26 protein-coding genes are annotated in these 25,530 nt (G+C 66.6%); 2 read left to right on the top strand and 24 right to left on the bottom strand.

Annotated elements, in window-relative coordinates:
- Positions 1-39 precede the first annotated feature (39 nt).
- From NFG57_RS07785 to NFG57_RS07745, 9 genes are all read right to left on the bottom strand, one after another.
- Positions 40-375, bottom strand: a complete 336-nt coding sequence (locus NFG57_RS07785; RefSeq protein ID WP_222569347.1) for a hypothetical protein — start codon at positions 373-375, stop codon at positions 40-42.
- A gap of 51 nt (positions 376-426) precedes the next feature.
- Positions 427-1,641, bottom strand: coding sequence for a hypothetical protein (locus NFG57_RS07780; RefSeq protein WP_348815820.1), 1,215 nt, complete (start codon positions 1,639-1,641; stop codon positions 427-429).
- 33 nt (positions 1,642-1,674) lie between these two features.
- Positions 1,675-2,496 carry an energy transducer TonB gene (locus NFG57_RS07775; protein WP_108132695.1) on the bottom strand — a complete coding sequence of 274 codons (822 nt, stop codon included), beginning with the start codon at positions 2,494-2,496 and terminating at the stop codon, positions 1,675-1,677.
- A complete protein-coding gene (locus tag NFG57_RS07770) occupies positions 2,493-2,903 on the bottom strand; it encodes a biopolymer transporter ExbD (RefSeq protein ID WP_253029525.1) in 411 nt (136 codons plus the stop codon). The genes NFG57_RS07775 and NFG57_RS07770 overlap by 4 nt, the downstream gene beginning before the upstream one ends.
- Positions 2,896-3,435 (bottom strand): MotA/TolQ/ExbB proton channel family protein, encoded by a 540-nt coding sequence (locus NFG57_RS07765; RefSeq protein WP_045993418.1) that lies wholly within the window; start codon positions 3,433-3,435, stop codon positions 2,896-2,898. Before NFG57_RS07765 ends, NFG57_RS07770 begins: the two co-directional genes overlap by 8 nt.
- Positions 3,413-4,879 (bottom strand): MotA/TolQ/ExbB proton channel family protein, encoded by a 1,467-nt coding sequence (locus NFG57_RS07760; RefSeq protein ID WP_348815816.1) that lies wholly within the window; start codon positions 4,877-4,879, stop codon positions 3,413-3,415. The genes NFG57_RS07765 and NFG57_RS07760 overlap by 23 nt, the downstream gene beginning before the upstream one ends.
- Positions 4,879-5,733: a DUF3450 domain-containing protein gene (locus NFG57_RS07755; RefSeq protein ID WP_083970470.1), complete on the bottom strand. Its 855-nt coding sequence runs from the start codon at positions 5,731-5,733 to the stop codon at positions 4,879-4,881. Before NFG57_RS07755 ends, NFG57_RS07760 begins: the two co-directional genes overlap by 1 nt.
- A 305-nt stretch (positions 5,734-6,038) precedes the next feature.
- Positions 6,039-6,965: an FAD-binding protein gene (locus tag NFG57_RS07750; protein ID WP_045993417.1), complete on the bottom strand. Its 927-nt coding sequence runs from the start codon at positions 6,963-6,965 to the stop codon at positions 6,039-6,041.
- Complete coding sequence (locus tag NFG57_RS07745) at positions 6,962-7,714, bottom strand: electron transfer flavoprotein subunit beta/FixA family protein (RefSeq protein WP_045993416.1); 753 nt, start codon at positions 7,712-7,714, stop codon at positions 6,962-6,964. Before NFG57_RS07745 ends, NFG57_RS07750 begins: the two co-directional genes overlap by 4 nt.
- A gap of 379 nt (positions 7,715-8,093) precedes the next feature.
- Between NFG57_RS07745 and NFG57_RS07740 the strand changes: the two genes are divergently transcribed.
- Together NFG57_RS07740 and NFG57_RS07735 are read left to right on the top strand one after the other, a co-directional pair.
- A complete protein-coding gene (locus NFG57_RS07740; RefSeq protein ID WP_348815815.1) occupies positions 8,094-9,761 on the top strand; it encodes an electron transfer flavoprotein-ubiquinone oxidoreductase in 1,668 nt (555 codons plus the stop codon).
- A gap of 309 nt (positions 9,762-10,070) precedes the next feature.
- Positions 10,071-11,330 carry a dicarboxylate/amino acid:cation symporter gene (locus NFG57_RS07735; protein ID WP_108132690.1) on the top strand — a complete coding sequence of 420 codons (1,260 nt, stop codon included), beginning with the start codon at positions 10,071-10,073 and terminating at the stop codon, positions 11,328-11,330.
- 218 nt (positions 11,331-11,548) lie between these two features.
- Here the strand turns inward: NFG57_RS07735 and NFG57_RS07730 are convergent, their stop codons facing one another.
- The 15 genes from NFG57_RS07730 to NFG57_RS07660 form a co-directional block, all read right to left on the bottom strand.
- Positions 11,549-12,409 (bottom strand): sulfurtransferase, encoded by an 861-nt coding sequence (locus NFG57_RS07730; RefSeq protein ID WP_348815814.1) that lies wholly within the window; start codon positions 12,407-12,409, stop codon positions 11,549-11,551.
- Between the two features lie 113 nt (positions 12,410-12,522).
- Complete coding sequence (locus NFG57_RS07725) at positions 12,523-14,727, bottom strand: ATP-dependent helicase (protein ID WP_348815813.1); 2,205 nt, start codon at positions 14,725-14,727, stop codon at positions 12,523-12,525.
- Positions 14,727-15,317 (bottom strand): DUF1285 domain-containing protein, encoded by a 591-nt coding sequence (locus tag NFG57_RS07720; protein WP_287164887.1) that lies wholly within the window; start codon positions 15,315-15,317, stop codon positions 14,727-14,729. The genes NFG57_RS07725 and NFG57_RS07720 overlap by 1 nt, the downstream gene beginning before the upstream one ends.
- A gap of 95 nt (positions 15,318-15,412) precedes the next feature.
- Complete coding sequence (locus NFG57_RS07715; RefSeq protein ID WP_287164885.1) at positions 15,413-16,249, bottom strand: TatD family hydrolase; 837 nt, start codon at positions 16,247-16,249, stop codon at positions 15,413-15,415.
- Between the two features lie 106 nt (positions 16,250-16,355).
- A complete protein-coding gene (locus tag NFG57_RS07710) occupies positions 16,356-17,324 on the bottom strand; it encodes a DNA polymerase III subunit delta' (protein ID WP_045993433.1) in 969 nt (322 codons plus the stop codon).
- A 23-nt stretch (positions 17,325-17,347) separates the two neighbouring features.
- Entirely contained in the window at positions 17,348-18,028 is a 681-nt protein-coding gene (gene tmk, locus NFG57_RS07705) for a dTMP kinase (RefSeq protein ID WP_287164883.1), read from the bottom strand.
- 32 nt (positions 18,029-18,060) lie between these two features.
- A complete protein-coding gene (gene mltG, locus NFG57_RS07700; protein ID WP_108447681.1) occupies positions 18,061-19,065 on the bottom strand; it encodes an endolytic transglycosylase MltG in 1,005 nt (334 codons plus the stop codon).
- Between the two features lie 106 nt (positions 19,066-19,171).
- Positions 19,172-19,990, bottom strand: a complete 819-nt coding sequence (pabC, locus tag NFG57_RS07695) for an aminodeoxychorismate lyase (protein WP_348815812.1) — start codon at positions 19,988-19,990, stop codon at positions 19,172-19,174.
- Between the two features lie 3 nt (positions 19,991-19,993).
- Entirely contained in the window at positions 19,994-21,232 is a 1,239-nt protein-coding gene (gene fabF / locus NFG57_RS07690; protein ID WP_045993406.1) for a beta-ketoacyl-ACP synthase II, read from the bottom strand.
- Between the two features lie 266 nt (positions 21,233-21,498).
- Positions 21,499-21,732: an acyl carrier protein gene (gene acpP / locus NFG57_RS07685; RefSeq protein WP_021820799.1), complete on the bottom strand. Its 234-nt coding sequence runs from the start codon at positions 21,730-21,732 to the stop codon at positions 21,499-21,501.
- 121 nt (positions 21,733-21,853) lie between these two features.
- Positions 21,854-22,597: a 3-oxoacyl-ACP reductase FabG gene (gene fabG, locus NFG57_RS07680; RefSeq protein WP_045993432.1), complete on the bottom strand. Its 744-nt coding sequence runs from the start codon at positions 22,595-22,597 to the stop codon at positions 21,854-21,856.
- A gap of 60 nt (positions 22,598-22,657) precedes the next feature.
- On the bottom strand, positions 22,658-23,605 hold the full coding sequence (gene fabD, locus NFG57_RS07675; protein WP_045993431.1) for an ACP S-malonyltransferase: 948 nt from the start codon (positions 23,603-23,605) through the stop codon (positions 22,658-22,660).
- Positions 23,606-23,614: 9 nt separating this feature from the next.
- Positions 23,615-24,688, bottom strand: coding sequence for a phosphate acyltransferase PlsX (plsX, locus tag NFG57_RS07670; RefSeq protein ID WP_348815811.1), 1,074 nt, complete (start codon positions 24,686-24,688; stop codon positions 23,615-23,617).
- Positions 24,689-24,722: 34 nt separating this feature from the next.
- Positions 24,723-24,893, bottom strand: a complete 171-nt coding sequence (rpmF, locus tag NFG57_RS07665; RefSeq protein WP_010627954.1) for a 50S ribosomal protein L32 — start codon at positions 24,891-24,893, stop codon at positions 24,723-24,725.
- Between the two features lie 25 nt (positions 24,894-24,918).
- Positions 24,919-25,452 (bottom strand): YceD family protein, encoded by a 534-nt coding sequence (locus NFG57_RS07660; RefSeq protein WP_045993405.1) that lies wholly within the window; start codon positions 25,450-25,452, stop codon positions 24,919-24,921.
- Between the last annotated feature and the right edge of the window lie 78 nt (positions 25,453-25,530).

The raw sequence follows: 25,530 nt of genomic DNA, 5'->3' as shown, positions 1-25,530 counted from the left end.
CAACCGCCGACCAACACCGTTCACCGTCGATGGATGCCATCAGCACAGCGCCGACAGGCCACAGTGGGTATTGAAACGACGGGAGTTGACGTCCAGCTCCACCTCGCCGCTCTGGGTATCAAGATAGAAGGAGGCAAAGCCTTCGTCCGATGCCAGCCGATAGGAGCCGCACACGCCATAGCCGTAACGCACCTCCTGCAAGTTGGCGAGCTCGATCGGTGCCGAGGTCTGAAGGGACGCCGCCAGGGCGGCGCGCGCGTCATCGTCCAGACGGCTGTCGGACATCGCCTGGGAGCCAAAGATGGCCGCCGCGAGCAGCACCACGGCCACCGCGGGAACGATGACCAGCAATATGAGGCTTCTGGAATTCTTCATGGGGCGAATTCTACGCTGAGGGTCATTTTTGCCACAAGGCAGCGAGCCGCCTCAGCCAGCGCCTTCATCGGAGGGTCGAGGTGACTCCGTGGCGCCAGCGCCAGGTTCAGCGGCCGCGCCCTGCCCCGTCTGCGAGCCCGCGGACAGCGCGCCCAGCCAGGTTTTCGCCTCGTCCTCGCCCTTGGCGAGTGCGCGGTTCAATGCCTCGCGCGCGGTCTGTTCGCGGCCCCAGCCTGCGGCAATCTGTCCCAACCGGAGCCAGTCCGAGCCAGCGTCGGAACGCTCGGCAAGGGTCTGCCAGGCGTCCAGCGCCTGGTCATGGTCGCGAGCCTGAAACCAGGCCTCGGCCAGCAACCGGCGACGTTGCTCACTATCCTCGAGGACGCCTTCCGCCAGCGCCCGTTCGAGCAGCTCGGCGGCGCGTGCGGGGGTACCGGCGGCCAGGTGGAGCTCGATGCGACGTTCAAGGTCATCGTTGCCGGACAGGGCGCCCTGACGCCAGCCGGCCTCCCACAGCGCCGCGGCCCGGACCGGATCACCCAGCCGCTGGGCCATGGCCGCGGCCCGGCGCCAGGCATCGGCATCAGCAGGATCGGTGGCAAGCCGCGCCTCCAGGGCCGCCAGGGCCTGATCGAGACGACCGCTCTTGTGCATCACGCCACCGGCGAAATCGAGCCGCGCCTGACTCGGCTGCGGGTCCGCTGCCTTGGCCCGTTCGACCCCGTCGGCGGCGGCCTCCCAGTCCTCGTCGGCGGCCGCCAGCTCGGCCAGGGTCCACAGCGCCTCGACATCCTCGTGGCGTAACAGCCAGTCCTCCAGCAGCGCCCGCGCCTGCTGACGTTGCTGCGCCTGGATACGCTGTTCAATCTCCTGGCGCAGCCAGCGATCCCGCTGGGCCTGCTCGACCCCGTCGACCCGACGGGCGCTGGCCAGGTGATCGGCGGCCTCCTCGGGCCGGTTCTGGGCCGACGCCGCCCCGGCGGCAAGCTGCAGGTACAGCGCCCTGGCCCAGCGGTCCGAGGCGTTGCCACCGGTGAGCCGCTCGGCCTGGCTCTCGGCCTTGGCCTCGACCCCTGCCGGGTCGTCGGCCAGGCGCTGCTCGAGGCTCTTGAGGTCGGCGATGATGCCACCGGACAGGGTCGGCGCGGCGCTTGCCGCAGGACTTGCCAGTGCGCCGGCCAGACCCGCCATCAGGCCCAGCGCCAGGGCGGCACCAGTGCCTTGCAGGTAGCGCCCCAGCGGGGTGGTCTTCAACAGTACTGCCATGGCGATCGACCCCTTGTGTGGCTATCTCGACATCTATCTCAACTGGAACTCGAGTCGTTGACGCGCCCGCCGAAGCCCTGACGCCGCCTCGAAGCGCCAGCCGGCGATGGCCTGACGCGCAGCGTCCTCGAATACCCGGCGGGGGCTGGCCTCGAGTACCTGAATGCTGCCGCGATCGACGCTGCCGTCGGCGCGGATGATAAATTGCATCACCACGTAGCCCTCGAGACCACGACGCTGGGCCCGGCGCGGGTACTCCGGCGGCACCTTGCGCGTAGCCCGGGCCGAGGTGCCCACGTCCACCGGCTCGTTGGAGGCAGGCGCGGCGGCGCCGGCCCCCGCCGCGCTGGCGCTGCCCGTGTTGCTGGTCGCATTGGTGGCCACGCTGGGCGCTGGCGTTGGCTGTGGTGCGGGCTCGGGCTGCGGTGCGGGCTCAGGCTGCGGCGTCGGCTCCGGCCGGGGTTTCGGTTCGGGCCTGGGCTCGGGTTCGGGCTCAGGTTCAGGTTCTGGCGGCGTCTCGGTCAGCTCCGGCAAGGCGCTGTCCAGCGCCTTGGGCTCTCGTGGCGGCGGTACCACCTCGGGGTCCGGCAACTGGATCTCGCTAACAGCGGTCTGGGCCGGGCTCGGCGGCGGCGGCGCGGCGGCCACCGGCGGTGGAGGTGGCGGCGCCGATGCCGAAGCAGCGGAGGCCTCCGCCGGAGCCTCGGCCTGGGGCGCCACCGCCTCGGCCAGGCTCAGAGTGATTTCCTCGCGCAGCTCAGGCTCGGCCTCCGGTGGCACCACCAGCAGCGCCAGCAGGGCGAACAGTACCAGGGTCAGCAGGCTACCCGCCGCCAGAGAGACCACTCGCCTCATGCGTCGGAGCTCCTTTCGGCGGCGACGGCAACCTTGTCGACACCGGCGTCGCGCAGCCGGTCCATGGTCTCGATCAGCACCCCGGTGGCGGCGTTGCGATCGGCCTGGATCACCACCGAGCCATCATCGGAAAGCATGCCGGCGACGGTGGTGCCGACGCGATGGATGTCCACCGGCTCACCGTCCACCCACAAGGCGCCTTCCGGTGTGATCGCCACCAGCACCTGGACGTCGGGACGGGAAGAGGCGGCGCTGGACTCGGGGCGCTCGATCTCCACCCCGCTCTCCTTGATGAAGCTGGTGGTCACGATAAAGAAGATCAGCATGATGAAGACCACGTCCAGCATCGGGGTCAGGTTGACCTCGCTGGCCTCTTCGGCGCCGGCGGACAGTCGACGTCTACGCATGTGCATCCTCCGCGGCGCGGGCAAGGCGGTCGTGCAGCCGCTGATCCTCGCGCCGAATGATATGTTCAAGCCGTGTAATGAACAGAAGCCCCACCACCGACACCGCCATCCCGGTCAGGGTCGGCAAGGTGGCCCGGGCGACGCCGTCGGCCATGGCGCGGGCCTGGTTGCTGTCGGCCATGGACAGGCTGTCGAATACCGTGATCATGCCGGTCACGGTGCCGAGCAGCCCGAGCAGCGGGCAGATCACGACCAAGAGCTTCAACCAGGGCAAGGGGCCACGTAGCCGTCGGATCAGCTCCGTCACCCAGACCTCGCGCAGGGTGCGGGCACTCCAGCTCTGGTGGTCGGGCCTCTCGACCCAGCGGCGCATCAGTTCGGCCCGGGCCGGGCGATAGTGGAAGCGAAAGAACCACCAGCGCTCGAGCCCCACCGAGAACAGCAGCATGGCCACCACGGCGATCACCACCAGCACCGGCCCGCCGGCGTCGATCAGCCGGACGAGGGGATCAAGCCAGGGGTGCATCGGCATGGCGCCTGCTTCCTTGCTTAGCGTCGGTGGCCGGCTGCAGGGCCTTGCGATCGGCTTCCAGACGGTCGGCCAGCACGGCGCTGGCGCGGCCTTCCATGGTGCCGATCAGGGCGCGCGAGCGTGACGACATGGCGGTATGGGCGAACAGCAGCGGTACCGCGGTGATCAGGCCCAGCACCGTGGTCACCAGCGCCTGACTGATACCGCCGGCCATCAACTGGGGGTCGCCGGTGCCGAACACCGTGATCGACTGGAAGGTCACGATCATGCCGGTCACCGTGCCCAGCAGGCCCAGCAGCGGCGCCACCGCAGCGAGCATCTTGACCAGTGCCTGGCCGCGCTCGAGACGCGGCTGCTCGGCCAGCATCGACTCGTCCAGACGTGCCTCCAGGGCTTCGGGGGCATGGCCGGCACCGAAGGCATGGAAGCGCTGGAGCACCCGGCCCAGGGGGTTGTCATTGGACAGCTCATCCATGTTGGCGAGCTGGCGACGGGTGGTCATGCTGACCCGCAGCAGGTACAGATACTGGCCAAGGGCGATCAAAAGGCCCAGGGCGCCCAGGGCGACCACCACATAGCCGACCGCACCGCCCTGATGGAAGCGCTCGAGCAGCGTGGGCTGGCGCGACAGCGCCTCGATCACCCGTCCGTCGACGGGATCCACCGGCAGCAGCTGGCCATCGCCTGACTGATAAGCGTCGAGCACAGCGCCGACGCGCTCAGGCGTGTGTTCGAGGGCGGAGAGCCGCCCTTCTTCGCCGACCCGCTCGAGCAACTGGCCGCCGCCAAAGGCCATCAGGTCACCCACACGGGTCACCTGACGTGGCGCGACCTCACCGCTGCCTGCGGCCACCGGCGCCTCGAATCGACGCACCAGCCCGGTCTCGGCGGTCAGCCCCATCAGGCTGTCGGCCAGGGTCTCGATCTGGGCGACGGTCAGGATGGCGTCGTCGTCCAGCCGCGGCGGCAAATCGACGTCGGCGCCCAGGGTCAGCAGGCTCTGGCCGAGATCGTCTCTCAGTTCACCACTGGTGCCGGCCACCGCGCTGAACACCGCGTTGAGGTCGCCGCCCTCGGCATCACGCTGGGCACCGATCTCGTCCAGCGCCTGACGCGCCTCGGCCATCTCGGCCTCCAGACGCTCACGCTCTTCCCGGGCGGCGTCACGACGGGCCTCGGCCTCCTCGAGCGAGGCGGACAGCGCGTCACTGTCCTCCACCAGCTCGGCCAACCTCGCCTGATCACGTGCCTCGGCGGCCTCTCGCTCCAGCTTGAAGCTCGACAGTACGCTGTCGCTATCGCTGTGCTGCTGGGCCATGGCGGCAGGCGCAGCGGCGGCCAGCAGCGCGGTCACGGCGGCACCCAGCACCAGCCTGCGGGCGAGGCCCTTGCCCATCGAGTTGTGCCGATTCAGCGACACCGGGAAATCCGTCAAAGACACCATCAGGAACGCTCCTCGATCGGTTGGGTCAGCGGCAGCGTCAGCAGTTCCGGTGCACGCTGGTCACGCACGATCTGCAGGCCCTTCTCCACCTGGTCGCGCTCGGCAGCGGACAGCGACTGCCAATCTCCGTCGTTCCATACGCCACCGTTCTGGCCATCCGGGGTCAGGTAGTACCAGCCCACGCGTCCCAGTCGCAGGAAGTCGACCTCGCGGGTCTGATCGCCCTCTTCCAGGGTGCCGCGCCAGGCATCGAGATCGCGCCCATAGTCGAGCTCGGCACGCCAGGCCGCCAGCACCCGCTCAAGCTTCTCGGCTGCGGTCAGCTCGGGGTTGGCCAGGGAGGCCTCGAGCGACGCCACCCGGGCCTTGCGCTCGCCATGGAGGAATGGCACGTCCTGATCGACCCAGGCGTCGAGGCGGCGGGTCATGTCGTTCAACAGGCCCGGCAGGGCGTCGCGGGTCTCGGCCATGGTCGCCATGCCCTGACTGCGCTGCTCGAGGGTCGCCTTGAGCTGCTCGAGCTGGGGGGCCAACGCCTGGTTGTAGGACTGAAGCCGCTGGGCCTCCTGCTCGGCCTGGCGCAGCGCCTCGATACGCTGACGCACCTCGTCGTCGGCCTGGTCGATCCGCGCCTGCAGCTCGGCCTGGGTCGTCTGGGCCGCCAGGGCCTCGTCGCCGAGATTGTCCGCCGTGTTCTGTGCCTGGGCTACCCCGCTGTGCCCCAGCGCCAGCGCCAGCGCACAGGAGACGCCCAGCAGGCTGTTCCTTGCCGCTGCGCCAGCCGTCACCACATCGCTGGGGCTAGCCTGTGATGGCCCGGCGAAGGGCCGCCCGTTGATCTGCTTGTTCGCCATTCCAAGGCCTCCGACCTGCTCTCGCGCCGCCTTGGGGCGCCGCGTCAAATGCCACGACAGTACCCGAAACACGAATTGTTATCAATGCGAGCAAGGTGCCTCTACCCCGAGTTCATCGCTGTCAACACCTCCCGAGCAAGGGCATCGACGCCCCTGTCCGACAGCGGATCGGCACGCCTGGCGAGGGGTTGGCGGCCATGCACATCCATGCCAGACACCCACCAATAAAAACGCCGTGGCGTTGGCCGCCACGGCGTTTGTCAGCGTTGCCGGCCTAGCCGGCACACCGTTTCCACATCTTGCACTCAGAGCTTGCTGTCGAGTTCCGGAATGGCCTCGAACAGATCGGCCACCAGGCCATAGTCGGCGACCTGGAAGATCGGCGCCTCCTCGTCCTTGTTGATGGCGACGATGACCTTGGAGTCCTTCATCCCGGCCAGGTGCTGGATGGCACCGGAGATGCCCACGGCGATGTACAGGTCCGGCGCCACGATCTTGCCGGTCTGGCCGACCTGCATGTCGTTGGGCACGAAGCCGGCATCCACCGCCGCACGGGACGCACCGATGGCGGCGCCCAGCTTGTCGGCGATGTTGTCGAGGATCTTGAAGTTCTCGCCGCTGCCCATGCCGCGACCACCGGAGATGACCACGCGGGCAGCCCCCAGCTCGGGACGATCGCTCTTGGCCAGCTCTTCACCGACGAAGCTCGACAGGCTGTTGTCGATGCTCGCCTCGACCGGTTCGATGGCAGCGGAGCCACCCTGGCCGACGGCGTCGAAGGCGGTGGAACGCACGGTGATGACCTTGAGCGCGTCCTCGCTCTGGACGGTGGCGATGGCGTTGCCGGCGTAGATCGGACGCTTGAAGGTGTCGGCGCTCTCTACCGCGATGATCTCGGAGATCTGTGCCACGTCCTTCAGTGCCGCCAGGCGCGGCAGCACGTTCTTGCCGGTGGTGGAAGCGGCCGCCAGCACATGGCTGTAGTCGTCGGCCAGGGCCACCAGCAGGTCGGCGGTGGGCTCGGCCAGCAGGTGAGCGAAGGTCTCGCTGTCGGCGACACGCACCTTGCTGACACCATCCAGCTTGGCTGCGGCCTCGGCCACGGCGGCCACGTCCTGACCGGCGACCAGCACGTCGATATCACCACCGATAGCCTGGGCGGCGGCCACCACGTGGGCGGTGGCGTCGGCCAGCTGGCCGTCGTGGTGTTCTGCCAGAACCAGAATGCTCATGAAATCACCTTCGCTTCATTCTTCAGTTTGTCCACCAGCTCGTCCACCGAGCCCACCTTGACGCCACCCTGGCGCTCGGCCGGCGGCTCGACCTTGACCAGCTTGAGACGGCTGGCCACCTCGACGCCCAGATCGGCCGGGGTCATCACGTCCATCGGCTTCTTCTTGGCCTTCATGATGTCCGGCAGCTTGGCGTAGCGCGGCTCGTTCAGGCGCAGGTCGGTAGTGACCACCGCCGGCAGCTTCAGCGACACCGTCTGCAGTCCGCCATCGATCTCGCGGATGACCTTGAGGGTCTCGCCTTCGACTTCCACCTCGGAGGCGAAGGTGCCCTGGGCCATGCCGGTCAGCGCGGCCAGCATCTGACCGGTCTGGTTGTTGTCGGAGTCGATCGCCTGCTTGCCGAGGATGACCAGCTGCGGCGCTTCCTTCTCGACCACCTTGGCCAGTGCCTTGGCCGCGCCCAGCGATTCAACGCGCTCGTCGCTCTCGACGTGGATGGCGCGATCGGCCCCCAGCGCCAGGGCCGTGCGCAGCTGTTCCTGCGCCGCCTTCGGCCCCACGGTCACCGCCACCACCTCGGTCGCCACGCCCTTCTCCTTCAAGCGCACCGCCTCTTCCACGGCGATTTCGCAGAAGGGATTCATGGCCATCTTGACGTTGGTCAAGTCAACGTCGCTGCCATCCGGCTTGACCCGGATCTTGACGTTGTAGTCGATGACGCGTTTGACCGCGACGAGTACTTTCATGTTGTCCTCGCTTGGTTCATCTGGGGAACCTTGAATGTAAGGAAGGAACCATCAACACGTTGGCGGTGACGGGCACCGCATCGATTTACGCATCGCGTGTCCCGAGAGGACACCACGATTGAGAACTTTTCGCTATGCCCTTATGCGTTTCATGCAAGCGTTTGATAGGGGCTCGGTGCGTACCTTCAATGTGCCACAGGCCGGGCCTTGGCAACAATCCCCGCATGCCGAGTCGACCATTGGGGAGGGTCGACCATCGTAAGGATGACCCGACGACGCTATTATGCCTATCATGGGACACACCGTGAAGCAAACGACCGTTTAAAATCTGTACGACGTTGGTGGCACCCCAACGTCACGCCGAGGAGGAAAGCACCCGATGGCAGAACAAGTAGAACGCGACACCATGGAGTTCGATGTGGTCATCGTCGGCGCCGGTCCGTCTGGACTGGCCGCCGCCTGCCGACTGATGCAGCAGGCCAACGAGGCCGAGCAGGAGCTGACCGTCTGCGTGGTCGAGAAGGGCTCCGAGGTGGGCGCCCATATTCTGTCCGGAGCGGTGCTCGAGCCCCGCGCGCTATTCGAGCTGTTCCCCGACTGGGAGGAGCGTGGCGCCCCGCTGACCACCCCGGCGGTGCGTGACGAGCTGTACCTGCTCAAGGACGCCGAGAAGGCCCAGAAGCTGCCCAACGCGCTGGTGCCCAAGAGCATGCACAACACCGGTGGCGACATCACCCGCTATGTGATCAGCGCCGGCAACCTGTGCCGCTGGCTCGCCGAACAGGCAGAGTCCCTGGGCGTCGAGATCTTCCCGGGCTTCGCCGCCCAGGACGCCATCGTCGAGGACGGCGTGGTACGCGGCATCCTGACCGGCGACATGGGCGTGGCCGCCGACGGCAGCGAGAAAGGCGGCTACGCACCGGGCATGGAGCTTCGTGCGAAATACACCCTGTTCGCCGAGGGCGCCCGTGGCCACATCGGCAAGCGCCTGATCCGCGAATTCCGCCTGGACGAGGGCAAGGATCCCCAGCACTACGGCATCGGTCTCAAGGAATTGTGGGACGTACCGGCGGAACAGCACGAGCCAGGGCTGGTGCTGCACGGCTCCGGCTGGCCGCTGGACAAGAACACCCACGGCGGCTGGTTTCTCTACCACGCCGAGAACCAGCAGGTGGTGGTCGGCCTGATCATGGACCTGGCCTACCAGAACCCCTACCTGTCGCCGTTCGACGAGTTCCAGCGGATGAAGCACCACCCGGTGCTCAAGCGCTACCTGGAAGGCGGCAAGCGGGTGGCCTACGGGGCCCGTGCCATCGCCAAGGGCGGCCTCAACTGCCTGCCGAAGATGACCTTCCCCGGCGGGCTGCTGATCGGCTGTGACGCCGGCACCCTCAACTTCGCCAAGATCAAGGGCATCCACACGGCCATGAAGTCCGGTCTGGTGGCGGCAGAAAGCGTGTTCGAGTCGCTCAAGGACGGCAACGAGGGCGGCGACGAACTCAAGGCGTTCGAGGCCAGGTGGCAGGACAGCTGGGCCTACAAGGAGCTCGAGCAGACCGCCAGCTTCGGTCCCGCGATCCACAAGTACGGCACCGTGGGCGGTGGCGCCTACAACTTCGTCGATCAGTTGCTCGGCGGCAAGCTGCCCAGGGTTCACGACACCACTGCGGACCATGCGGCGCTCAAGCCCGCCAGCGAGTTCGAGAAGATCGACTACCCCAAGCCCGACGGCAAGCTGTCCTTCGACAAGCCCTCCTCGGTGTTCCTGTCCAACACCAATCACGAGGAAGACCAGCCCTGCCACCTCAAGCTCGAGGATCCGGAAATTCCGATCCACAAGAACCTGCCGGAGTACGCCGAGCCCGCTCAGCGCTACTGCCCCGCCGGGGTCTACGAAGTGGTCGAGGGTGACGATGGCCAGCCGCGTTTCCAGATCAACTTCCAGAACTGCGTCCACTGCAAGACCTGCGACATCAAGGACCCCGCCCAGAACATCACCTGGGTCGCCCCGGAAGGCGGCGGTGGTCCCAACTATCCCAATATGTGATCGCGGGCGGGCCGCGTCGCTGCCGAACGCGCCCCAACCATGACCCAGGGCGTTGACACGCCCGTTAGCCAACACCCTCAGCGGACGGGCCCAGCCCCGTCCGTTTTTTATTGCAGGGCATACACTTAACGTCATAACAAATCGGTCTATTGGGCTTCTTGCCAAGACATCGCCGAGCCCTAATAGTGTGCCCCCTTATCGATCGCCCCCCCTGCCGCACACCCGCCTTGTCATCGGCCTATCCGGCGGAACTCCAGGCCAGGGACAGCGACAGGGCAGCCGTGATCGAGGCCGCTACAGGGAGATACCATGGCCCACACCCGTCAAATATTGCTGGCCCTGATCCTCGGGATCCTGGCCGGCGGCGCCGTCAATCTGTTCCTGCCCCAGTGGGCGGGCGTCCTGGATACCCAACTGCTGACCCCGCTGGGTCAGGTATTTCTGCGCCTTCTGCAGTTTATCGTGGTGCCGCTGGTGTTCTGCGCTCTGGTACTGAGCTTTACCCAGGTCGATCGCAGCGAAAGCGTCGGGCGCTACGCCGGCAAGCTGCTGATGCTCTATGTACTGACCAGCGCGGTGGCCCTGGCCATCGGCATGGGCATGGCCGCCTGGCTGACCCCGGGCCTCGGCGTGGACAGCGCTCAGGCCGCCGGCGTCGAGGCCCGCGACCCGACCCCGCTGGCCCAGTGGCTGGTGGGCCTGGTACCGAAAAACCCCTTCGAGGCGCTGGCCGAGGCCAACCTGCTGCAGATCATCCTGGCCGCCGCCCTGGTCGGCGTGGCCGCCCGCCAGCTACCGGAACAGAGCCGGCCGCTGGTCTCGCTGCTGCAGAGCGGCTACGACGTGACCCTCAAGATCCTGTCGATGGTACTCAAGCTTGCGCCCATCGGGGTGTTCGCGCTGATCGCCTCGGTGGTTGCCACCCAGGGGTTCGACCTGCTGTTGAAGCTCGGCCTATACGTGATCGGCCTGCTGGCGGCCATCGGCGCCATGGCGGTGTTCTATCTGGCCCTGCTGGCGATCACAGGTGCCCGGCCCCTGGCCTACCTGCGCCACTTCGGGGAGGCCCTGAGCTTTGCCCTTGGCACCGCCAGCTCCAACGCCACCCTGCCGATCGCCCTCAACAATGCCCGGGCCTACGGTGCACCACACCAGCTCAGCGCCTTCGCCCTGCCCTTCGGGACCGCCCTCAAACGCGACGGCGCCGCCGTGCTCCAGGGCTTCAATGCGCTCTTCGTGGCGCAGCTGTTCGGCGTCGAGGTGACCCTGACCCTGGCCGCCACCATCTTCACCACCGGCCTGCTGGTATCCTTCTCCACCGCTGGCGTGCCGGGCGCTGGCCTGGTGGCCATGAGCACCGTACTGTCGGCTGCAGGGCTGCCACTGGAGGGCGTCGCCGTGGTCGCCGGGGTGGACCGCTTCACCGATGGTTTCCGCACCTCTCTGAACGTGATGGGCAATACCGCCAACGCCATGCTGCTAAGCCGTCTGGAGGGCCGCCACCATGCCGCCCACCCAGCCGCCCACCCAGACTCTGGCCAGACAGGCGCCAGCGAGGCCGGCCGCTAGACGATGAGCCGACAGGGCCCGGCTGCGCAGGAGAGCCAGGCCCCACCTCGACCAGGTTCTGATGATTGATTCAGCGCCATGCTGATAGTCCAACGAGCACGGCCCCGTCACCTGGTGACGGGGCCGTGCTCGTTGATGGTGTTGACGCTGAAGGACCGCTGCAGGCGCCACATGGCGGCGCCAGCAAGGGACGTCAGCAAGGGGCGTCTGCAGTGGCGTCAGGAAGCGGCGGCGGGGCCGGTCTCGGCCGGGCGTGCGGGATCGCCGCTCCACTCGCTCCAGGAGCCGACATAGAGCTGCGGGGCCGGCAGACCCGCCAGGCGATAGGCGAGAATGTCATGGCAGGCGGTAACGCCGGAGCCGCAGTAGGCAATCACGCCAGGATCCTGCTGCGACGTCTGGGGCAGTTCTCTTGCTAAAGCCTCCGGCGACTTGAAGCGTCCATTGTCGTCGAGATTGAGGCTACAGGGGCGATTGACCGCACCAGGGATATGCCCGGCTCGGGGGTCCATTGGCTCGACCTCGCCGCGATAGCGCTCACCGGCCCGGGCGTCCACCTTCAGCGCCGCAGTCGACGCCATCTCCTCGAGGACGACGAAACGACTGTCGTCGAATTCGGGTGTCCACTGCGACGGCGCAGGAGGCGCACCCTCCCCCACCTCCCAGTCGCCATTGATGCTCTCCCAGGCGGCGAGGCCACCGTCGAGCAGACGCACACGCGGGTGGCCGGCCCACTCGCTCAGCATCCACCAGGCCCGTGCCGCTGCCAGCTGGCCGCCGGCATCATCGAGCACCACCACCTCGCGCTCAGGCGCAACGCCCAGTCGCTGAAGGGTCGCGGTGAAGTCGGCGTGGCTCGGCAAGGGGTGTCGTCCGCCTGCCTCGGAGCCAACGTCCCTGGGTCCGGACAGGTCACGGTCCAGATCCAGGTGCAGACTGCCGGGAACATGGGCCTGACGCCACAGCGCCGCCCCGGCCTCGGGGTCGTTCAAGCGCACGCGGCAGTCCAACACCAGCGGCGGGGTGTCGCCGTCAAGCGCGTGTCGCAGGCTATCGGCGTCGATCAAGGGATGGGTCATGACGAACTCCTTCTCATGTCAGAACACTGTCTGGTGGCGCAAGGCTTTATCGCACCGGAGCCTTATCGTATCGAAGCCTTTTCGCGCGTCTCGACAAGAGGCCCGCGCCCTGATCAGGCGCTCGACAGCCGCTCGATCGGGGCGCGATGGGCGATCAGGCGGCGCTTGCCGGCACGATCGAAGCGCACCTCGATGACTGGATTGGCGGGGTCGCCTTCCACCAAGGCGACCTCACCGTCACCGAAGACGCCGTGGCGAATGCGCTCACCCACCTGGTAATGGCCATTGCCTGGCGCTCGCTCAAGCGCCTTGATCGGCAGCGGCTGCCCCAGGGCATTCAGATAGCGCCCCACCAGTGCCGGCTCGGCGACGCTCACCTCCTCGGGGTCGGCTCCATCGGCGCATCGGTACAGCGCCCTGGCCACGGCGCTGGCGTCGCGGCAGGCGCTCTCCTGGATAAAGCGGCTGGGACGATGATCGCCGCCATCGTGGAGGAGGACCAGACGTTCGATGGCCCGGGTGATGGCCACATAGTAGAGCCTGCGCTCTTCCTCGAGACGCTCGGGGGACAGCGGATTGTCACGACTGTAGTGGGGAAAGTCCTCTTCATTGACCGCCCCCACCATCACCAGCGGCCACTCCAGGCCCTTGGCGCCATGAACCGTATTGATCAACACCCCTTCGTCGCGGTTCTGCACCGGGCGCCGCAGCAGCTCGATAAAGGTGGCGATGTCGCCGACCTCCCGAGCCTGCTCGATCAGGACGTCGAGCAGGCGCACGTCCTCCTCGCCCTTGTCGCGGCGGGAGGCGGCGCGCTTGAGCACCTTTTCCGCCTCGACCTCCGCGACCACGTGTTCGAGCAGCGCGTCGGCGGACAGATGGGCAAGCTTCGGCAGCTCGCACAGCAGTTGCCAGCGACGCTTGAGGGTGCGCTTCTGGTGGGGCTTCAGTCGCGCCAGCAGCACATCGCCCGGCCCTGGCCAGGTCTGGGTGTCGGCCAGGCGCTGGACCAGGCCAGCGAGCACTTCACGTGGTACGAAGCAGGTCGGCTGGGCAAACATCGGCATCAGCGCGCCGGGGTCGCGCAGTTGCTCGGGCGACAGCGCCAGCGATAGATAGCCGGCCAGAGCCTCCACCAGCGGCAGGCGAAAGACGAAGCGATCCTCCCGGGCCAGGCGAAAGGGAATGCCCTCGCGCAATAGCGCCAGCTGCATCGGCACCGACAGGGTCCAGCTACGTACCAGCAGACAGGCTTCGTCGAGACGACGGCCGGCTTCCACCCAGCGCTTGAGTCCATCGAGGAAGGCACTGGCGCCCCGTGCCACCTTGAGCTCGGTACGCGGATTGGTGGGCGCCGCCAGGCACAGCTGGTCCGGGCGACGCGGGTTGCCGGCGATGGCATGATTGGCGGCCAGCGCCAAGGCGTGGCCATGGCGAAAGGTAGTCGACAAGGGGTAGTCGGTGGCGGCACCGAAGATCCGGGTAAAGTTCTCGAGCATGGCCTCCGGGTGGGCGCCGCGCCATTCGTAAATGCACTGGTTGGCGTCACCCACCGCCATCACCGAAGCCTGGTCGCCGGCCAGCACCGCCAACAACCGCTGCTGAGCGGCATTGATGTCCTGATACTCGTCGATGATCACATGGTCGAGGAAGCCCTGAACCCGCTGGCGCAGCGCGGGATCACCTTCGAGTGCCAGCAGCGGTCGATACAGCAGATCCGAATAGGTCATCACGCCGTGATCGGCCAGCAAGGTCTCGAGACACTGGTGGGCGACGACGAAGTGGCGAGTCCCCTCGCCAAGCTCGAGCCGCTCATACAGCAACTGGGGGTCGATCACCTCGGCCTTGACCAGCGAACAGAAGTGGGCGAGTTCCTCGATGCGATCGGGCTCGAGCGCGGCGTCGCGATCCTCGTCGACCTGGGCCAACGCCTCCAGGGTCGCCTGGCGCAGCAGTCGCTCCTGCTGCCAGTCTGCGGTCAGCAGTTCGCGCCGTGGCAGCGCGCCCCAGCGGGTCAGGCTCTGACTCAGGCGATGTCCGAGAGAGTGAAAGGTACGCACCTCCGGCAGTTCCATACCGGGTTCGGCCATGGCCACCAGACGGCGCTGAAAGTCTTCCCGGGCGGCGCGGTTGAACATCAGCACCATCATGCGCCGGGCGCTGACTCCGTGGGACAGCAGGTGCAGCACCCTGGCCACCAGGGTGGTGGTCTTGCCCGCTCCGGCCACCGCCGCGACCCTGGCGTGGCCTGCCGGGTGGGCGACAACGCAGCGTTGTTCGGGCGTCAGCGCGAGCCGCTCCAATGCAGGTGAAGCCATCAGTGCGCGTCACCCTCCAGGCGTCCCAGCGGCTGCCACACGCCGTCGCTGGTAAGCCCCAGCTCGCCGCACTCGCTGCGCGCTTCGGCCTGTTCGACCAGACGGTAGAAGACGTTACGCCCGAGTCGAGCACTCACGCCATAGGGCAGGCACACCTGGGGCACCTCCTCGCCCGCCGGTGTCGTCGACAGCGACAGTCGATACTCCTGACCCAGGGCGATACGCTCGCCGACGTTGGTGGTCAGCCACCAGCGCTTGTCTACGTGGTCTTCTGGCTGGCCTTTTGACTGGCCTTCCCGCTGAGCGTCTGCCTGCTCGGCCTCCAGTACCACGAAGGCGGTGTCCTCGACGCTGATCCGCCACTTTTCGATAGGCGTGACCAGGTAATGGTGGCCGTCGTCCTCCCGTCGCAGGATGCGCGCGAACAGGCGCACCAGCTCAGGACGCTGGATCGGACTGCCTTCGTGGATCCAGCGCCCGTCTCGGGCGATCACCAGGTCCATCTCGCCGCTCGGTTCGGGCTGCCAGTCGGACAAGGGTGGACGCTCACCAAGCTCGGCGATGCCGTTCAGGATGTGATCGAGTTGCATGGAGGCTACCTCGTCGAGTTATCGCTCAAGGCCCGGCCAACAGACCGGTGCCCGTGACGACCGGGGCCATGGGCCCTGTTCACAACAAAGCCCGCTTAGCCCTGGTCCACAAAGCCCGCGTCGCGAAGGGCCTGCTTGAGGTCCTCCGGGGCGGCAGGCTGGGCCTTGGGAAACAGCCGGTAGAAGTTGGCGGTGGTCTGCATCGCCACCTCTTCCACGCTGATTCCCCGCTCGTCGGCGATGCATTGGGCCACGTCGACCACCCAGGCCGGCTCGTTGGGCTTGCCGCGGTGCGGCACCGGCGCCAGATAGGGGCTGTCGGTCTCGATCAGCAGACGATCCAGCGGTACTTTTCTGGCCACCTCGCGCAGCGACTCGGCGGTGCGGAAGGTGACGATCCCCGACAACGAGATATAAAAGCCCAGGCGCACCGCATCCCGCGCCATCTCGAGGTCCTCGGTGAAGCAGTGCAGCACCCCGCCGACCTCGGGATCGCTGTACTGACGAATCAGCGAGAGCGTCTCCTCCTTCGCTTCCCGGGTATGCACCACGATCGGCAGCGACAGTTCGGTGGCAGCCTGCAGATGGCGAGCGAAACGCTCGTGCTGCACCTCGGCGGGAACACTGTCGTAATGATAGTCCAGTCCCGATTCGCCGATGGCCACGGCACCATGCTCCTTGGCGCAGGCGACAATCTCGGCAACGCCGGGTTCGTGCTCCACCTGATGCAGCGGATGCACCCCGGCGGAGATCACCACGTCATCGTGGGCCTGGCGAATTGCGGCCAGTTCGGGCACGCCGTCGAGGGTCACGCTGATGGCCAGGAACTGCTGGACGCCGCGCTCGCGGGCGGCGTCCAGGGCCCGCGACAGATCGCCGCCATGGGTATCAGGAGAAAGGCGATCGAGATGGCAGTGGGAATCGACGAACATGAAGATCTCTCGGGGCTTGAATACGGATGTCAGGGACGAATACCGGCGACGATGATCAGAGACGCCAGTGAGCCTCCGGGGAGGACGTCTGGGCACACGACGTCGCTCAGGAACGCAACAGGGCCGCCCAGCGGACCAGCCAGGCCTCGAGCACCAGTTGCGGGTTGGGATTGCCGCCTTCACTGAGCAACCGACGCTGCTCACGGGCGTAGTCGAGCAGGCGGAACCAGTCGCGCACCCGGCCATTTTTCACCGCCTGACGATAGAGCGGTGCCAGGTCGGGGTTTCTGAGGCCTTCAGGCTCGCCGGAAAGCCCCAGGCGAATCAGATCCTCCAGCCAGGCGATACCGTACCACAGGATGGCATCGATGGCCTGGCGGTCCAGCCGGGCCGCCTCGGCCACCGGTTCGGCGCCACGTACCAGGGCGTCGAAGGTCTCGTGCAGCTGTTGACGCAGCGCCCGCGAGCCCGGCTCGGCAAGCTGTCGCGCTGCCAGCGGCAACCCACCGGCGGCTCGAAACCAGAAGCGTGCTTCGTCCTCGGAACCGAGTTCCTTCGACAGCCAGTCCAGGCAGTCTTCGAGTTCCGGCGGCTTGAGCGTCCACTGCTGGCAGCGCGAACGGATCGTCGGCAGCAGGTGGGACGGCATGTCGGAGACCAGCACGAAAAGGGTGTCCTGCCCCGGCTCCTCCAGGCTCTTCAGCAGGGCGTTGGACGCGGCCACGTTCATCGCCTCGGCGGGACGGATCTCGATGACCCGGTGTCCGCCCTGCTGAGCGGTCTGGGAGACGAAGCCATTGACCTGACGGATCGGGTCGATGCGAATCATCCGCTTGCCCTCCTCCGGCGCCACCCGCAGCAGGTCAGGATGGTAGCCCGAGGCCAGCATATGGCAACTGTGGCACTCACCGCAGGCGGTCTCGCCTGGGCGGGCACACAGGGCGCGGGCAATCAGTGCCTCGGCCAGGGACTGCTTGCCGAGCCCGCGGGGGCCCGACAGCAGCACGGCATGGGGCAGACGACCGGCGTCCATCAGCCGCACCAGTTCGTGCCAGCGCGGCGCCAGCCAGGGCATCGGCGGCTGGGCGACGCTACTACTCACGTCCATTGCGCCACCCGCTCGTCCAGTACCCGCTTGATCCGCCGCTGCACCTCTTCGAGGCTGGCGTCAGCGTCGATCCTGACCATCCGCTGCGGTGCCTGCTCGGCCCGGGCCAGGTAGGCCAGGCGCACCCGCTCGAAAAAATCGCGGCGCTCCTGCTCGAAGCGATCCTTGCGCGTGCCGGTGCGGTCCAGACGACCCGCCAGGCGACGCTCCGCCGCGTCCAGCGGCATGTCCAGCAACAGCGTCAGATCCGGCGTCAGCTCACCCTGGACCAGACGTTCGAGCTGGACGATGCGCTCGAACGGCAGGCCTCGACCGCCGCCCTGGTAGGCAAAGGTGGCGTCGGTGAAGCGGTCGCTGACCACCCAGGCGCCGCGCTCCAGGGCCGGGCGAATGCGCTGGGCAAGATGCTGGGCCCGTGCGGCGAACACGAGCAGCAGCTCGGCGTCACTGTCCAGCGGCTCGTCGCTGGACGCCAGCAGCAGTTCGCGAATGGCCTCGGCCCGAGGCGTCCCTCCAGGCTCGCGGGTCTGTACCACCTCGATGCCACGCGCCTCGAGGGCGGCGACCACGAAGGCCAGGTTGGTGGACTTGCCGACGCCTTCTCCGCCCTCCAGGGTAATGAAGCGCCCGCGCGCGCCGGAGGTGGGCTCGGCCGGTTGTGTCTGCGTCATGGATACCACTCCTGGTTCGGGAGACGTCCGCGTCAACGGCGCCGAATATAACGATTGACGGCGTTATTGTGCTCACGCAGCGTGCGGGAGAAGTGGTGGGTGCCATCTCCCTTGGCGACGAAGTACAGGGTGTCGCCCTCCTCTGGGTCGACGGCGGCCTCCAGTGCAGCCCGCCCCGGCAATGCGATCGGGGTCGGCGGCAGGCCATCGATCACGTAGGTGTTGTAGGGGGTGGCCTCGCGCAGGTCGGCCCGAGTGATGTTGCCCTCGAAGCGATCGCCCATGCCGTAGATCACCGTTGGATCGGTCTGCAGCCGCATGCCACGCTCCAGGCGGCGCTTGAACACCCCGGCAATCTGACGCCGCTCTTCGGGGGCGCCGGTCTCACGCTCGATCAGCGAGGCCATGATCAGCGCCTCATACGGCGTATCGATGGGCAGATCCTCGGCGCGATCGGCCCACACTTCCTCAAGCAGGGCTTCCATGCTCTGATTGGCCTGGCGCAGAATCTCCAGATCCTCCACCCCCTTGTGGTAGGTGTAGGTATCGGGGAAGAAGCGCCCTTCCGGATGCTCGCCCTCGTGGCCCAGCGCCGTCATGATCTCGTCGTCGCTCATCTCGGCACTGGCGTGGGCCAGCTTCTCGGCCTCGGCCAGGGCCGCGCGCATCTGCTGGAAGGTCCAGCCCTCGGGAATGGTCACGCTGTAGGTGACCACCTCGGCGCTGGCGAGCTTGTCGAGTACCTGCATGCCACTCATGCCTGGCTCCAGCGAGTACTCGCCGACCTTCAGCGACGGCACACGATCGGGCTCCACTCGCGTCAACAGCTTGAAGGCCCAGGCGTCGGCCAGCACACCCTGGGCCTCGAGATCATCCACCACCCGATTGAAACCGGCCCCGGGCGGCACCTCGTAGAGCATCGGTTCATCGAGGGTGATCGGGGCCTGCAGACGCGTCTGCCAATAGTGATAAGCGCCGTAGCCGCCAATAGCGGCAATGACGACAAGAGTGAGCAAGACCTTGAGCGCGGTGCGCATGGAAGTTCCTTAGTCTGGTCGCGCCGGCGCACGGCGCTTGTCTGAAGCGGTCAGAATAGTACGGCAAAGCGGATGCAGGCACCCCGGCTGGAAGCGCCCGGGTGACTCAGTCGGCCCCGGCATACCCCAGCAGGCGGTGGGCTCGGTGCTGAAAGGCGCGATGGACATCACTCAGCTCCCAGCCATGCTGGGGCTGCCCTTCGCTGTCGTCGAGTCGCGCGACGGGCCACACGCCCTGGACGCTGTTGCCAAGCCATACAGCCTCGCAGGACGAAAGCTCGTCGGCCAGCAACGGCGCCTCCACCACCGCGCCCTGTTCCAGCAAGGCGGCTCGCAGGGTACCTGCCACGCCACACTGATCCAGCGGCGGGGTCGATACCTGTTCGGCGCCCCGGGCGAGAAAGAACACGTTCATGGCGGTGGCTTCGACAAGCTGGCCTCGATCATCCTCGAGAAGCCCCTCGGCGATAGCGGGGTCCCGCCACTCGGATCGTGCCAGCACGTTCTCGAGACGGGCCAGATGCTTGATCCCGGCCAGCACGGGCTGGCGTGCCAGGCGCAGGCGGCAGCGACGCACCCTGACCCCGGCTGCCCAACGCTGTTGATCGGGTGCGAAGCTCGACCACAGCGCCTCAAGCCTGGGGTCTGAGGACGCCGGCGGCGCGTAGCCCCGTCCACCGCTGCCCCGGGTGTAGACCAGCTTGAGCACACCAAGCCCCGGCCCCGCGCCAGCGAGGGCGGATGCCAGGGCCTCTGTACGGGGCGGGGGCAGGTCGAGCACCCGGCAGCCCTTCAGCAGTCGTGCCAGGTGCTCAGACCACAACAGCGGCGTGCCGTCGCGCACCAGCACCGTCTCGAACAGGCCATCGCCGTAGGCCAGCCCCCGATCACTCAGGGGCAATGTCGGCTCGGACGGCCTATTCATCCATCAGGCCTTCTTGAACACCAGGGTGCCATTGGTGCCGCCGAAGCCGAAGGAGTTGGACAGGGTCACGTCGACCTTGGCATCGCGGGCGGTATGCGGCACGTAGTCGAGCACGCACCCTTCCTGGGGATTGTCCAGGTTGATGGTGGGCGGCAGCGCCTGATCACGAATCGCCAGGATGCTGAAGACCGCCTCCACCGCACCGGCGGCGCCGAGCAGGTGGCCGATCATCGACTTGGTGGAGCTGACCGCGACGCTTTGGGCGGCGCTGCCCATGACCTTCTCCACCGCGCGGCTCTCGGCCAGGTCACCGGCGGCGGTCGAGGTGCCGTGGGCGTTGATGTAATCGATCTCGCTGGCGTCGATGCCGGCGTCCTTGATCGCGTTGGCCATGGAGGCCGCCGCGCCGCGACCGTCTTCCGGCGGCAGGGTCATGTGGTAGGCATCATCGCTCATGCCGAAACCGATCAGCTCGGCGTAGATGGTCGCCCCACGTGCCTTGGCGTGTTCGTACTCTTCCAGCACCACCACGCCGGCGCCGTCGGACAGCACGAAGCCGTCGCGATCCTTGTCCCAGGGGCGGCTGGCCGCCTGGGGATCGTCATTGCGGGTGGACAGCGCCCGCGCGGCGGAGAAGCCGCCCAGCCCCAGCGGTGTGGTCGCCATCTCGGCACCGCCACAGACCATCACGTCGGCGTCGCCGTATGCGATGGTACGGGCGCTGTAGCCGATATTGTGGGTGCCGGTGGTGCAGGCGGTGGTGATGGCGATATTGGGACCACGGAAGCCGTGCTGAATCGCCAGATTGCCCGAGATCATGTTGATGATGGAGCCGGGCACGAAGAACGGCGAGATACGCCGGGCGCCGCTCTTGTTGAGTGCGTTGTGGTTGTGCTCGATCATCGGCAGCCCACCGATCCCCGAGCCGATGGCCACGCCGATGCGATCGGCATTTTCCTCGGTGCACTCGATACCGGCGTCCTCGATGGCCTGAGCCCCCGCGGCAATACCGTACTGGATGAACAGGTCCATCTTCCTGGCATCCTTGGGGTTCAGGTAGGGGCTGATATCAAAGTCCTTCACCGAACCGCCGAAGCGCGTGTTGAAGCCGCTGACATCGAAGTGCTCGATGGGCGCCACACCGCTCTTGCCGGCCAGGATGCTGTCCCAGCTTTCCTTGACGGTGTTGCCCACCGGTGTGACCAGGCCGAGGCCCGTCACCACTACCCTTCTACGAGACATCAGCTTTCCTCCAGACATCCAAAAAGTTACGGCCCAACTGTGGAGGACCGTCGGTTGCGCGCATTATACCCGAGACACAGGCCGCTGTGCTCCCCCCGGCGCCGAGGCTTTACCGGGAAGGCTGGCACAGGACCCTGCCTTCGAGGCCTGGACACGCAAAAGCCGCCCTGGCGAACCAGGACGGCTTCCGCGGGGATTGCATCCCCGCCTTTCAGCAAGCGGCCATCGCCGCCACCGGCAGACTGACTCGGAACACCGAGCCGGTCTTACTGGTTGGCGTTGACGTAGTCGATCGCTTCCTGAACGGTGGTAATCTTCTCGGCTTCTTCATCAGGAATTTCGGTATCGAATTCCTCTTCCAGCGCCATCACCAGCTCAACGGTGTCCAGGGAATCAGCGCCCAGGTCCTCGGTGAAGGAAGAGGAGTTCTGAATATCTTCTTCCTTGACGTTCAGGCGCTCTGCCACAACTTTCTTCACGCGCTCTTCGATGGTGCTCATTTAGACATACTCCAGTCGTTCACGTTAGCCGTTCTGATGACCAGCTGGTTAATTCCGCAAGTAAACTGCGGGGTAGTTTATAGACCCCTTCGGGTCGACGCAACACACGCAGGAAGCGCATTCAGCGCATGTTCATCCCGCCATTGACGTGCAGGGTTTCGCCAGTGATATAGGCTGCGCTATCGCTGGTCAAGAACCCGACCGCCGCGGCGATTTCCTCGGGCTGCCCCAGACGCGCCAGAGGCACCTGCCCCTTGAGCATCGTCTGCTGATCCTCGGACAGCGCCTGGGTCATGTCGGTGGCAATAAAGCCAGGCGCCACGGCGTTGACGGTGATGGCACGGGAAGCCACCTCGCGCGCCAGCGCCCGGGTGAAGCCTTCCATGCCCGCCTTGGCGGCAGCATAGTTGCTTTGGCCGGCGTTGCCCATGGTGGCGACCACCGAACTGACGGATACGATACGGCCCCAACGGGCCTTGCTCATGCCACGCAGGCACGCCTTGCTGAGGCGAAAGACCGACTTGAGGTTGGCGTCGAGTACACCATCCCACTCATCTTCCTTCATTCGCATCAGCAGATTGTCACGGGTGATACCGGCATTGTTGACCAGGATGGTCGGCGCACCAAACTCGTCGTTGATCGACTTCAGCAGTGCTTCGACGCTGGTCGGATCGGTGACGTCGAGGCGGCGCCCTGCGCCCTGAAACCCCTGCTCCTTGAGGTCCGCATCGATGCGGTCGGCACCGGCATCGGTGGTGGCGGTGCCGATCACGATGCGACCCTGCCGCCCCAGCTCGTGGGCGATGGCACGGCCGATACCGCGGCTGGCCCCGGTAATCAGGGCGACTCTAGGCTCGGTTGTCATGGTCACTTCCATTGCTTCGTCGTTGTCGCCCGGCACAGCGCCGGGCCAGGAGGCTTTCGATCAGTTGATCTCGCGAGCCAGCTCAAGGGCGGCACTGAGACTGTCGGGATCATTCACCGCCAGTCCGCGACTGCCCCGGGCAATACGCTTGTTGAGGCCGGTGAGGACCTTGCCGGGCCCGCACTCGATGAACACCTCGGCACCGCCGTCGACCATCTTCTCGACGCAGGAGACCCAACGCACCGGCTGGTAGAGCTGCTCGATCAGACGAGTGCGCAGGGTGGCCACATCGGCATGGGCCTGGGCATCGACGTTCTGCACCACGGTATAGCGCGGCGCCTTGAGCTCGATATCACCAAGCGCCTGCTCTAGCCGCTCGGCGGCCGGCCGCATCAGGTCACAGTGGGAAGGCACCGATACCGGCAACGGCATCGCGCGCTTGGCCCCGGCCTCCTGACAGGCGGCGATGGCACGATCCACGGCGGCCTTGCTGCCGGCGATCACCACCTGCCCGGGAGCATTGTAGTTGACAGCAGAGACCACGTCCCCGTCGGCCGCCTTGGCGCAGGCCTGCTCGACGGCCGCGTCGTCCAGACCGAGAATCGCCGCCATGGCGCCCTGCCCGGCCGGCACGGCCTGCTGCATGGCTTCGCCGCGCAGGCGAACCAGACGAACCCCTTCCGCAAAGGAAAGCGCGCCGGCGCACACCATGGCGCTGTATTCGCCGAGACTATGGCCGGCCATGGCACCGGGGCGCGGGCCCTCGAGCTCCTGCCACACGCGCCAGATCGCCACGCTGGAGGCCAACAGTGCCGGCTGGGTGCAGGCGGTGGCATTGAGCGCCTCCGCAGGACCTTCCTGGACCACCTGCCACAGGTCGTAACCCAGCGCCTCCGAGGCCTCCTCGAAGGTCGTCCTCACCACGCTGTAGCGTTCGGCCAGATCGCGCAGCATGCCGACCTGTTGCGACCCCTGCCCAGGGAAGATAAGGGCAAGCGGTTGAGTCATCTTGATCACCTATAGCTCTTGTTGGCCATCATCCATATCCACACTGCCCCCTAACAAGGGACCGGAAGATGGACGACGATGGTCGAGCTCGGCCTCCAGCCGGCTCGGCAAGTCACGGCTGACCTCCTGGGAGGCGCGCTTCAGGGCGTAGTAAAAACCCTGAGCGTCACAGCTGCCATGACTCTTTATCACAATACCCGCCAGCCCCAGCAGGCTGGCGCCGTTGTAGCGAACCGGATCCAGTTCACTCTTCAATCGTCTGAGCGCCGGCCGGGCCAGCATCCCCACCAGCCGACTCCCCCAGTGCGCCTCGAAGGTCGCCTGGACGCGACCGACCAGCATCTTGGCCAGGCCCTCGCTGGCCTTGAGCAGCACATTGCCGACAAAGCCGTCACAGACCACGACGTCCGCCTGACCGGCAAACACGCCATCGCCCTCGATAAAGCCAAGATAGTCGATCCCGGCCACCTGGCGCAGTGCCGCATCGGCCTGCTGTACCGCCAGGGAGCCTTTGGTCGACTCCACCCCAACGTTGAGCAGGGCAATCCGTGGAGCCGCCAGACCGTCGACGTGGCGCGCCATGATATCGCCCATCAGGGCGAAGTCCACCAGGCGCTCCGCCGACACATCCACATTGGCACCCAGATCAAGCAAATAGCAGCGTCCGTCGCCTCGCGTCGGAATCGCCGTACTGATGGCCGGGCGCGGCACGCCCGGCACCATGCCAAGGGCGCGGCGCGACAGCGCCATCAAGGCGCCAGTATTGCCGGAACTGACGCCGACATCGGCCTCACCCGCCGCCACACAGTCAAGCATGCGAGCCATGCTTGAAGCATGGCCTCGGCGCAGCGCCTGAGAGGCGCGCATATCGGCGGGGATGATATCGGGTGCGTCACACAGGTGCAGATGCGACGCCGCCGCGGCCAGAGGCCGCGGCAGGCGTGAAATCTCGTCATCCAGCAGGCCCGCAGGGCCAAACAGCTGAATGTCGAGCTGCGGGTCCTCGATGACTGCCCTGGCCGCCCCCGCCACGGTGGCGCGGGGACCCTTGTCCCCGCCCATGGCATCTACGGCAATCCGCATCCCGGCGGCCAGGCGCTATCGAGGCGTCGTCAACTTATACGTCGACGACCTTGCGACCGCGATAGAAACCGTCCGGGGAGACGTGGTGACGCAGGTGAGTGGTGCCGGTCTCCTTGTCCTGGGACAGGGTCGGTGCACTCAGAGCGTCGTGGCTACGACGCATGCCGCGCTTGGAACGGGTCTTACGGTTCTGCTGAACTGCCATGGGAAATCACTCCACAAAAAATCGATCAGGTATCGGTGTTGCCCTTGAGGCGCTTGAGCACGTCAAAGGGACTGCCAGAGGGCGCTTCCGAGACTTCGGCATCCGCCCCGCTGCTCAGCTGGTCGCGCGAGACAGGACACTCTGACTCGTCGTGGTAGACCACCTGGGGCAGACTGAGGATAAGTTCATCCTCGACCACGCCCAGCAGGTCCAGCTGTTCATTCTCCACCAGCACCGGTTCATGGGTGCTCGGCAGATCGGCGGCCAGGTCGTCACTGCTGACGAGCCCGAGCAGGAAGTCGCTCGTGACATGTTGGGCCATGGGCTCGAGGCAGCGGCGACACGGCAGCTGCAGATCGGCCTCCAGGCGCCCCCGGATCACCCGACGCCCCTGAGCGTCGATGGCGAATTCCAGCCAGGCGCTGGCATCGCCCTGTTGAGCGCCGACCTCTTCGGTCAGGCGGCTCATGTCGGCCAGCGCCACCAGGCCTTCGAGGTGTTCGGCTTGGGCGGCGAGCTTGTAGGGCTCGACCCGGCCGGGCAATCGTGAGGTCAACATAGGCGCGCAATGATAGGCACTCGTTCCGCCCCTGTCAAAGCCCTGTGCTCAATAGGTTACCATGTCCCGGGATCCGCT

Source organism: Halomonas sp. H10-59 (assembly GCF_040070555.1).
GTDB classification, from domain to species: domain Bacteria; phylum Pseudomonadota; class Gammaproteobacteria; order Pseudomonadales; family Halomonadaceae; genus Halomonas; species Halomonas litopenaei.
Note: the sequence above shows the minus strand (reverse complement) of the source record. Positions and strands in the feature narration are given on the sequence as shown.